This window comes from Lonepinella sp. BR2271, assembly GCF_051851515.1.
Lineage (GTDB): Bacteria > Pseudomonadota > Gammaproteobacteria > Enterobacterales > Pasteurellaceae > Lonepinella.
On sequence record NZ_JBPDVF010000023.1, the window covers coordinates 1 to 1324 of the forward strand.

At 44.9% G+C, this 1324-nt stretch carries 1 protein-coding gene; it reads right to left on the reverse strand.

What is annotated here, in order from left to right:
• Positions 1-49: 49 nt before the first annotated feature.
• On the reverse strand, positions 50-1222 hold the full coding sequence (locus ACTG7X_RS11005) for a DDE-type integrase/transposase/recombinase (protein ID WP_439258491.1): 1173 nt from the start codon (positions 1220-1222) through the stop codon (positions 50-52).
• Positions 1223-1324 lie beyond the last annotated feature (102 nt).

A 1324-nucleotide genomic window follows, 5' to 3' on the forward strand; every position in this document is an offset into this window, starting at 1 on the left:
ACCCTCTGTGCAACCCACACATAGTTTACATTTTCCCTAAGGACATCGTTTACATTTGGGTTGCATGCCAGATAGTCGCTGGCACAATTTTATTTTCTCGTTGATTAAATTCAGCAAGAAAATGAAAACGATAATAAATATGCCAAATGCCATCTCCAAAAGGAATAAAAGCAACTGGCTCCTTTGCGAGAACTTGGCTAAGGTAAAACCGTTTGCCTTGCCATTTAATCTCGCCATTATGTCGTACTTGGCGGATTTCAGCTTGCTCGCCATAATCATAAGGCTCAACCCTACCTGTGTAGGTGCGATTGGACGCTTGATAACAGCTCGCTGGTGTCCGTCGCCCGATGCCTTCGTGTGAACGCAATTCATTGTATTCTTGACGAAACGCATCAAACATAACTTGTTGAGCCGCAAGGTCTTTTTCAACCTTGTCTAAGCGCTCTTTTAGCGTGCGGTGCATACGCTCGTGTCGTCCATTTTGCTCGGGATGACTGGGTTCAATTCGCTCTGGACGAATGCCCAAGTCAATCCACCACTTGGATAAACGACTGATGCCGCCTAACGCTCTTGAAGCAAATGGCGAACCGTTATCGCTACGAATAACATAAGGCATACCGTATTCGCCAAACAAGCGGTCAAACAGATTAATAACGGCATCCGCTTGTGTATTAGGTAAGCCATGGCAACACAATAAAAAGCGACTAAAATTATCCGTCACGGTTAACGGATAACAATAGGCTTTATTGCCAAGCTCAAACTGCCCTTTAAAGTCCACACACCAAGTGGCGTTCGGGGCTTTACAACTTGCAAATGGTGGCGTATCTGCCGCTATACGACGAGAACGCTTGCGAGGTTTCACCAAACCTGCTCTCGCTAAAATTAAATCGCCTGTACTATCTGCAGGGACTTTAACATCCTTGTGGTGACGCCCAAACGCATCTAACAGCTTTTTGGCGCCCCAAGTTGGATGTTTATGCTTATGCTCGATAAGCCATTCCACAATCCATTGCGGTGTCGCATTGGGACTGTGGTGAGGTCGTCGAGAAAGCTCACTTAACCCGTCAAAACCGACTTGCTCGTGGCGTTTAATCCACTTGTCAGCGGTTGGACGGCTAATGTTGAACTCGTTACAGAGTTCAGTTTTACTATAACGTTGGGTCAACCACGCTTTGATAAATAATGTTACTTGTTCCATTTTGGTCGTTTCATTCCAAGTCATCGTCAAATCTCCGTTGGATTTTGACGATATGATTACACAGGAATGTAAACGATGTCTTTAGGGATTATGTAAACTATGTTATCAGGTTGTACCCTCACCCTA

Coding starts and splice junctions, on each gene's coding strand:
- ACTG7X_RS11005 (WP_439258491.1), bottom strand. CDS start 1,222: ATGACTTGGAATGAAACGACCAAAATGGAACAAGTAACATTATTTATC.